This window comes from Burkholderia sp. 22313 (genome assembly GCF_052045245.1).
Taxonomy (GTDB): domain Bacteria; phylum Pseudomonadota; class Gammaproteobacteria; order Burkholderiales; family Burkholderiaceae; genus Burkholderia.
The window spans coordinates 1-8,031 of record NZ_JBQEON010000066.1; the positions used below are offsets into that span (position 1 = coordinate 1).

An 8,031-nucleotide genomic window follows, 5' to 3' on the forward strand; every position below is an offset into this window, starting at 1 on the left:
GGCGTGCATGTGCCGCGGATCGGCGAGGAAGTGCTGATCGATTATGTCGGCGGCGATTGCGACCGGCCGTTGGCGGTCGGGCGCGTGTACAACGGCGCGAACCAGCCGCAGTGGCATAGCGACGGGATTCTGTCCGGGTATCGATCGAAGGAGTATTCGGGCAGCGGCTACAACCATCTCGTGATGGACGACGCGACCGGGCAGAACCGGGTGCAGCTGATGAGCAGCAGCGGGAACAGCCTGCTGCATCTCGGTTACCTCATCGACCAGAACGGCAATTCGCGTGGGTCGTATCTGGGCAGTGGTTTCGATCTGCGCTCGGATGCGTATGGCGCGGTGCGGGCGAGTCAGGGCCTGTACGTCACGACTCATCCGAAAGCGCCGAACAGCCAGCCGCTCGACGTGAAGGAAGCGCAGCAGCAGCTCGTGACGGGCGAGAGCCTGGTTGAGGCGATGTCGGGTGCCAGCGAGCAGCATCAGGCGGAAAGCCTCAAGGACGCACACGACACGATGCGCGCGTTCACCGACGCGACGCAGGACAGTGCGTCGGGCAGCGCGTCCGGCGGGCGCACGGCAGGCGGCGGCACGGGCAGCGCGAATGCGTTCAAGGAACCGGTGATGCTGTTCGGCAGCCCGTCGGGGATCGGGATGTCGACGCAGCAGTCGCTGCACATGGTCGCGAACGATCACGTGAATATTGCGAGCGGGCAGAGCGTGCATGTCGCGGCGGGCAAGTCGCTGATCGGCAGCATCGGGCAGAAGCTGAGCCTGTTCGTGCAGAACGCGGGGATGAAGCTGTTCGCGGGCAAGGGCAAGGTCGAGATCCAGGCGCAGTCGGACAACGTCGAGGTGACCGCGCAGAAGGCGGTGAAGGTTGTGTCCGCAACCGATAGGATCGAGATCGCGGCCGATCAGGGGATCGTGCTGACGAGCGGTGGGGCGTACATCCGGATCAAGGATGGCAACGTCGAGGTTCATGCCCCTGGAAAGGTCGACATCAAAGGGGCATCGCATACGTTCGCGGGGCCGACGAGCATGGCATATCCGCTGCCGGCGATGCCGACTTCCACGCATGCGGCGGCGCTGCAATATCAGTATCACGACAACGAGCCGGTCCAGGGCGCGAAGTATGTCGCGACGCTGCCCGATGGCACCACGCGCGAAGGCGTGCTCGATTCGCAGGGCCGGATGCATCTGGAGAACGTGCCGGCCGGCGCCATCAAGGTTGAGCTCGGGCCGGATGCGCGCGCGTATGCGCGCAAGGATACGACCGCCAATCCCGATTACAAGGGAGAGCGTCTTTCCGATACCGACATCGATTCAATCATCAACAAGCACGGGGGAGCGTGAGCGTGAGCTGGACGATCGAGGATTTCAGGGCAACGTCGCTGGAAGTCGGGCAGTGGTGCTGGGGAACGCTGGAAGGCGCATTCAACGAAAAGCAGACAATCAGCCAGATTATCGTCGATGCGGTGGTCGGCATGATTCCGCTCGTGGGCGACGCGACCGCCGTTCGGGATCTGCTGGCCGTCAGCATCGGCATGAGCCAGGATCCGGTCAAGCGGAACGATACGATGCAGCGCGTGCTGCTGGTCGTACTCATCTTTGCGCTGATCCCGGTAGTGGGCGGTGTCATCAAGGGCGTCGGGCGTTTGCTGCTGAAGGTCACCGGGGATGTCGCGAAAGATGCCGAGCTGCTCCAGGTGGTCGTGCAGTTCCTGAACCGGATGGGGCACGGCGACGCACCGAAGTGGTTGAGAGCGCTGGACCTGGCCAAGTACCAGGCGCAAGCGATTTCCCGGCTGAAGGATTTTTGCGCGACGGTTCGCGTGGCCATTGAGCGTTCGCTCAGCGCGCGTGTCGGTCGAATGCTGCCGGACAAGTGGCGGGCCGCGCTCGAGCGTGTGAGTAGCGGCTTCCACGCGATTCAGGACATGGCAGACAAGATCGTGCCGGAGGCGATCAAGGAGCTGAACGCGAAGCTCAAGGTGCTGCAGAACATGGTCTATCGCGGCGAGGTGCATGAAATTGCGACAGGAGGTGCACCGAAGCTCCAGCGTGAGGCCGAAGCATATCTGCAGGAGCGCAGGCTTGCCCGCGATATTCGTCGGGGCCGCTTTCCGTCGGCGGAATGCCTGGCTGACGAAGGTAAGGTCGAAGCGCTGCTCATAGCGAAATACGGCCCGAAAATTGCCCAGGGATGGCCAGACATCCTCAAGCGGAAAGGCACAATGCCGATGTTCGACGACGCTGATGTCTTTCTCGACATTGCGTCGTTCAGTGGCGAGATCAAGGCACTGACCGCCAAGGAGCTTGCGGGCAAGAAGGTGTATCGCGTGTTCGGCAATCCGTCCGAACTCGCGAGTTACAAGAACGGCAGCACGGCGGGCGGCAGGAACCCTGCGTTCTGGGGTGTCGGCGAGCCTCCGAAGACCGCGGAGGAGTGGCGCAGGCTCGCCGCGGTGCTGGATACCTGGAACGGTAACGGGTTCATCGTGGTCATGCAGTTGCCACACGATTTCGGCGCGCGGATGCCGACGGCCAATGCGTGGGCCGGAAAGATTGCCGAGCAGTACGGCACGGCGACGCCCGTGCAGTATCTCGAGGGCGGCGGCGATCAATTGGTCGTCGACTTCGGAAAGCTGTCGGAATATGTGACCGAGGAAGGGAACAAGATCAAGCAGCAGTTCGTGAACGTCACTGGGCACGCCGATCTGTATGTCCAACGGGAGTTCGACGGCGTCAAGATCGAGTTCCACAAGACGAACTGGGAGAATATCGAGAAGGTCTACGGCTACAGCAAGTACGAGGACGACATCCACTACTCGACGAAGACGCGCCGGCTGGCGAGTGACGAAATCCAGACCAAGACGACCAACAGCAAAGTGACCGCAACGACACGATCGGCAGCCAATTACGAAGGTCAGCGATGAGAAATACGATCAAGCAATACGACATGACGGATGACACGACGCGGCGCAGGATTTTCTGGCTGCTTCAACGGCTGACCAGTTATTCGCTCTGGAAGCGCAAGCGAGATGCGTTTGCAATTTTCGCGAATGAATACGAGAGCGCGGTGAAGACCTGTCCCGAAGATGATCCGGAGCCCATGCCGGCAGATAATTTGCCGACCATCTTCGAGATCCTCGCGGCCTACGATCGAGGGTTGTCCGAACTGGGCCAAGGGCACCGGTTCGTTTGGCAGCGCGGCGAGCCGCTGCAATACGCGGTAGATCGGTATAACCATTTGAACGCGTATTTCTTCCCTCATCCCGATTACTGGGATCGCGGTGCGCAGGCTGCGCCCTACCCGCCGAAGGTCGATGCGCTGGCTCAATTGCTGCATGCATCGGAATATCAGATGGAGCATGCGCCGTTCGAGCCGGGACATACCGATCTCGCACAACTACGCTCGGTGGGGCTGCTGCTGTCCCCGAATGCATACAGGAACACCTTCTACACGCTTCCGTATCCAGTGTTTCCGGAGGACTTGCCGGAGGTTCCGGAACCAGTCGGCCCGGTGATCAAGTCGGGCGAGAAGGTGCCTTGCGACGGCATCTGGGAACCGGTTGCCGTCGAGCAATCGAAATTGCTCGGTATTGTGCCGGTCGGCGATCGCAGTCTGCGCGGCAACGGCTGCTTCAATTACCTCATTCGCGACATCTGCGCGCCGAACCTCAGAGATGACGACGCGAGAGTGCCCGTCAAGACGCACTGGCGACTGTTGTGGGAAGACAAGCGATACGCGGACGGCGTCATTCCCGACGAATCGCAGTATTTCCTCGAACCGCCGTTAGCGCCGGCACCGAACAGTGACCCCGTCGCGCAGGTCCGAACTGGCGATATCTGCCCGGTTAGCGGTGAATGGCAGACGGACGAATACGGCGGCAAGACGCTGCGCGTCGAGGCCGGGGCGGCCATGCCGGACATGCTGGTCAGGGACAACCTGGGCGAGCTCAAGGTGCACTGGGTGACATGGCGTCTCGTGAAGCGTGCGTAGTGCGGAAACGGAAGGACGGGCGGATGGCCGGCCTCGGGGGAAAGCCATGAGCGGATTGAATTTCGGCACGATGGGCCGCCGTTCCGTCACGTTCGTTGCAAGGATGCCTCCCGGTGTGCGCGGGCTCGGTAATGCAAGCCCCTCGGGACGTGGGTCAAGTGACGTCCGTGCCGCTGTAGCGCTTAGTCTTCGAGTGTGGACAACCGGCGCGCAAGACAATCAGAAACGCTGTGCGATTTACCGGTGAGCATCGATCAGGTGCGCCCACGCGCATGTGAACAACCCGAGCACACCTGAATCGAAACCCTGTGTGCCGGCGCGATGAGGAGGACCGGGATATCGCTGCCTGTGCAACCCAAAGGTGAGCGGTTCGAGGGGCGACGGCATGCTGAACCGTTGAGGCCGATGTGGATAATCCGCCCAAAAGACGCCAAATCCTGTGACGGTGGAATCGAAGAGGGTACGCCCATTCGCGAACGCACCGCGACGAGATTCGCGATGTGGATAACCATCACCCAAGCGAATCCAAACACTGTGAACCTGAGCGGTGAGTGTGAACGCTTTCAGGCTGGTCTAGCCGCACCGGCCGGACCGCAGGGCGCGCATCGCCCCGCTCAAATCTGCGTATCAAGCGCCCGCACGACCGCCTGTTCCCCCAGATTATCCGCGGGCCCGACGATCGCATAATTAAGCCCGTTCACCGACCCATACCGCGCCAGCAACGCGCCATCCACGCGTTGCCCGGCCGGCAGCAGCCGATGTTTCGACTCCGCGGGCCGGAGATAGAAGCTCAGCGTTCGTCCGGCGTCGTCCTCATAGAGCACCATCGCAGCGGTGGCTCCGCTGTCCGTCGTAAACAACCGCCCGCCAACCGGCTTGAACCCCGCCGCACTCAAATCCGGCAGCCGCGCCGATGCCCCCACGCGCCGGGTGATCCACGTCTGCAGATCCTTCGCACCCGTCGGCCGGAAATCGACCTTCGCGGTCTGGTCGACCACCATCATCCGGTAGGCCTCGACCGCATCGCTCATCGGTGCGATGGGCGGTGGCGCGTTCCACCCGCGCGCCTGCCATCCACCGAAAGTCCCGAGCCCGATACAGAACACGAACGAAGCCGCCATCGCGAACCGCATCCGCGAGCGCTCCGCGCGCCGAGCCCGAATCGCGGCCGGATCGAGCTCGGGATTCTCACCAGGCATCCGCACGCTTTCCAGCGCGGCCCGCAATCGCTGCGCATCCTGCTGCCATTGCTTCACCTGTTCCGCGCTCTCCGGATGCAGCGCGAGATATCGCTCGACCGCGGCACGCGCATCGTCGTCGAGCTGGCCGTCGACATAGGCCTGGAGATCGTGTTCGTCGGGGCGGAGGTTGTTCATTTCATCAAGCGGAGAGAAGGAGCGGGGAGCTCGCCGTCGCTGAGCTGGCGCAGCGCCTGGCGCGCGCGGGAGAGACGCGACATCACGGTGCCGATCGGCACGTCGAGCAGGTCGGCGACTTCCTGATACGTGAAGCCTTCGACCGCGACGAGCAACAGCAGGCTGCGCTGCTCGTCGGACAGATGGCCGAACGCTTCGAGCGTCGCGCGCGCGGTCACCTCGCGTTCGGCCGATGGCCAGTGCCGCTCGTCGTCGCGGCGAATACGGCCGAGCAACCACGCGTAGCGCTTGGCACTGCGTTTGCCATCGAGAAACTGCCGGTAAAGGATCGTGAAGAGCCAGCTGCGCAGCGATGCGTCGTCGCGGCGGCTCGCCCAGCGCGACAGCGCGCGCTCGAGCGTCGACTGGACGAGATCGTCGGCGGCGTGGACGTCGCGCGCCAGCCAGAGCGCGAAGCGTCGCAGCCTGGGGATGAGTTCGCGCAATGCGTCGTCGTCGGGAGCGTTTGGGGGCATGGCCGGGCCGGGAGCCGAAAGCATGAGATGCCGCGTAGGACGCCGGTCGGCGCCGCTTATTCCGTCAGCATACGAAAAATTGCTTCATGGAATAAAGCGACGCGGGTGGCGTCCTACACGCGTTCGACAATGATCTGACGATCGGGAGTGCATCCATGAAGCAATCTTCCTCTTCTTCGCCGCCGCGCGAGCGCGAGCCCGGGCGCGGGCGCGGGCTGTGGCGCTGGGCCGTGATCGGCGGCGCGGTGGCTGGCGTGGCCGTGGCGTTCGGGTATGTCGGCGGCTGGCTCGCGCCGGCGCGTCTGACCCCGCACCGGATCGTCGACGCGCTGCAGACAGCCGGCGGCGAGCATCCGGGCTTCCGGCGCAATCACGCGAAGGGCGTGTGCGTGACCGGCTACTTCGAAGGCAATGGCGCCGCGAGCGCGTATTCGGTCGCGCCGTTCTTCAAGGCGGTGCGCACGCCGCTGGTCGGGCGGTTCGCGCTGCCGGGCGGGAATCCGTATGCGCCTGACAGCAGCGTGCCGATCCGCAGCCTCGCGCTGAAGCTCACCGCGCCGGACGGCCAGCAATGGCGGACGGGGATGAACGCGATGCCCGTGTTTCCGGTGGCGACCCCGAAAGCCTTCTACGCGCAGTTGCTTGCGACCCGGCCGGATCCGGCGACGGGCAAGCCCGATCCGGCGAAAGTGAAGGCGTTCTTCGGCGCGCATCCGGAGACGGCCGCGTTCCGCGCCTGGGTGAAGGGTGCGAAGCCGAGCGCGAGCTACGTCACCGAAAGCTATTACGGGCTGAACGCGTTCTACTTCGTCGACGCGGCGGGCAAGCGCCAGGCGGTGAGATGGCGGGTCGTGCCGGAGCAGACGGCCGGCGCCGGGGGCGTCGCGACGGCCGCGGACCCGAACGTGTTGCAGCAGGACCTGACGCGGCGCATCGCGGACGGTGCGCAGAAGTGGAAGCTGCTGATCACACTGGCTGAGCCCGGCGACCCGGTGGACGACGCGACGAAGACCTGGCCCGCGCAGCGGACGACGATCGATGCGGGGACGCTCGTGCTCGACCGCGTGGAGCCGCAGGACAGCGGGCCGTGCCGGGACGTGAATTACGACCCGACGGTATTGCCGCAGGGGATTCAGGTGTCGGGTGATCCATTGCTGCCGGCGCGGTCGGCGGCGTATGCGGATTCGTATCTGCGCAGGACGAGTGAAGAGGCTGGCGTGGCCGGAGCGGCGCGATTGAGTGCGGAGGGACGGTGATGAAGGTTGCTACGACGTTTAGCTTGCCGGCGAGGCTGCTGCATTGGGTGATGGCCGCGATGATCGTCGCGATGCTGTTCATCGGGGTGGGGATGGTGGCGTCGGTATCCGGGCGCCATGATTTCCTGGTGGCGTTGCATAAGCCGCTTGGGATTGCCGTGCTGGTGCTGGTTTGCGTGCGGATCGTGGTGCGGTTCGTGTCGAAGCCGCCGGCGTTGCCGGAGGATCTGCCCACCTGGCAGAAGGTTGCCGCGCATGGATCGCATCTGGTGCTGTATGCGCTGATGTTGGCAATGCCGCTGATCGGGTGGGCAATGCTGTCGGCAGGCGGGTATCCGGTGACCTTGGGCGGTGGCGTGCAATTGCCGGCGCTGGTTTCGGCTGACCCGGTGGCGTTTGCCTGGCTCCGGGTCGCGCATCGGCTGTTGGCTTACCTGTTCTTCGCTACGTTCCTCCTGCACTTTGCCGCTGCGTTGTATCACGGGTTGATCCGTCGGGACGGGGTGGTGAGGGCGATGGTGGGGCGGTGAGCGGCTGAGGGTTGCGTTCGATGCGGCGGGACGGTTCACGGGATACCGGGGTCTGGCCTGCCGTATCGCTTATATATGATCAATGGGGCGCCTCAACGGGCCGCTGGAACCCCACGTCAAAATAATTTCACAAAAGGGGTTGCGGAGTCAGGGGCAGGTGCTTAGAATCACGCCTCTTTCGCGCTAACGGAAACGCAGCGCGGGGGAAAAGAAGGGAAGCAGTGCGGTTGATGGCGGGTTGTAAAGCCCCAGCGCACAAGGATTTAAACCGCAGTCGTCGCAACGAAGTAGTTAAAAAAGTTGTTGACGAGTTTTAAAAAACGGTTGATAATCTCGCTTCTCTGCTGCTGAAAA

At 63.5% G+C, this 8,031-nt stretch carries 7 protein-coding genes; 5 read left to right on the forward strand and 2 right to left on the reverse strand.

The window, feature by feature from the left end; genetic code table 11:
* The 3 genes from ACTJKF_RS31070 to ACTJKF_RS31080 all read left to right on the forward strand — a co-directional run.
* Positions 1 to 1,350 (forward strand): DUF2345 domain-containing protein (locus tag ACTJKF_RS31070; RefSeq protein WP_440628931.1); only part of this gene is annotated, 1,350 nt, incomplete at its 5' end.
* A 2-nt stretch (positions 1,351 to 1,352) separates the two neighbouring features.
* A complete protein-coding gene (locus ACTJKF_RS31075; RefSeq protein WP_440628933.1) occupies positions 1,353 to 2,933 on the forward strand; it encodes a hypothetical protein in 1,581 nt (526 codons plus the stop codon).
* Positions 2,930 to 4,000, forward strand: a complete 1,071-nt coding sequence (locus ACTJKF_RS31080; RefSeq protein ID WP_440628935.1) for an Imm72 family immunity protein — start codon at positions 2,930 to 2,932, stop codon at positions 3,998 to 4,000. Before ACTJKF_RS31075 ends, ACTJKF_RS31080 begins: the two co-directional genes overlap by 4 nt.
* Positions 4,001 to 4,614: 614 nt before the next feature.
* Here ACTJKF_RS31080 and ACTJKF_RS31085 read toward each other — a convergent pair.
* Positions 4,615 to 5,376, reverse strand: a complete 762-nt coding sequence (locus tag ACTJKF_RS31085) for an anti-sigma factor family protein (RefSeq protein ID WP_440628937.1) — start codon at positions 5,374 to 5,376, stop codon at positions 4,615 to 4,617.
* Positions 5,373 to 5,891, reverse strand: a complete 519-nt coding sequence (locus tag ACTJKF_RS31090) for a sigma-70 family RNA polymerase sigma factor (protein WP_440628938.1) — start codon at positions 5,889 to 5,891, stop codon at positions 5,373 to 5,375. Before ACTJKF_RS31090 ends, ACTJKF_RS31085 begins: the two co-directional genes overlap by 4 nt.
* 155 nt (positions 5,892 to 6,046) lie before the next feature.
* On the opposite strand from ACTJKF_RS31090, the gene ACTJKF_RS31095 reads away from it, so the two are divergent.
* On the forward strand, positions 6,047 to 7,147 hold the full coding sequence (locus ACTJKF_RS31095) for a catalase family peroxidase (RefSeq protein ID WP_440628940.1): 1,101 nt from the start codon (positions 6,047 to 6,049) through the stop codon (positions 7,145 to 7,147).
* A complete protein-coding gene (locus ACTJKF_RS31100; protein WP_440628942.1) occupies positions 7,147 to 7,677 on the forward strand; it encodes a cytochrome b in 531 nt (176 codons plus the stop codon). The genes ACTJKF_RS31095 and ACTJKF_RS31100 overlap by 1 nt, the downstream gene beginning before the upstream one ends.
* Positions 7,678 to 8,031 lie beyond the last annotated feature (354 nt).